This window comes from Flammeovirga aprica JL-4, assembly GCF_012844305.1.
Lineage (GTDB): Bacteria > Bacteroidota > Bacteroidia > Cytophagales > Flammeovirgaceae > Flammeovirga > Flammeovirga aprica.
This window is the reverse complement of sequence record NZ_JABANE010000398.1, coordinates 1-602: the sequence shown is the minus strand read 5'-3', so window position 1 is coordinate 602 and position 602 is coordinate 1. Positions and strand designations below refer to the sequence as shown.

Here is a 602-nt window from a genome sequence, read left to right as displayed (position 1 = left end):
TTAGAATAGGAATTACGGGTGCCTAATGTTTGAAGCTGTTGTTCATATTTACTTAACTGATCTGCCTTTTTTACAATATTCCGGCATTGGGTTCTTTGCTTTTTTGTTGTTCGGTCATTTCCTCTCTTAGATGATTGTTCATCAAGATCTTCAGCAATTTCTTTCATTTTGTTACTGTCAGAATAAGAAGTATCTGAAGGAATATTTAATGATCTGTCTTTGTCGGGAGATTCTTTTTCTAAGTTTTCAAGAGTCTGAATATATTCCTTGACTTTTGTACGTACTTGCTGTGAAAACCTCTCTGAATTCTTTTTAAAAACTGTTTTATGCTTATTCGCATTAGCACTAATTAGAGTGCCATCTAAAACATACTCTTCTAAATTCACAAATTCATGCTGGGCTAAATTCAATACCAAATTAATATGAATATCTTCCAAAATATCTTTTAGGTATTTACTCCTAAATCTAGAAATTGTAGCATGATCTGGCGTTTCACCTGACAGGAGCCACATACATGGAATAGATTCCTTTGCTAATCTCTCAAGTTCATGACTCGACCTATAAGGTGTGGTGTAGCTATAAAGAAGAAGTTTCAAAATTAG

1 protein-coding gene is annotated in these 602 nt (G+C 33.4%); it reads right to left on the bottom strand.

The window, feature by feature from the left end:
* Positions 1-602, bottom strand: a 602-nt coding sequence (locus HHU12_RS34590) for a transposase (protein ID WP_169661228.1), incomplete at both ends; no start/stop codon positions are given.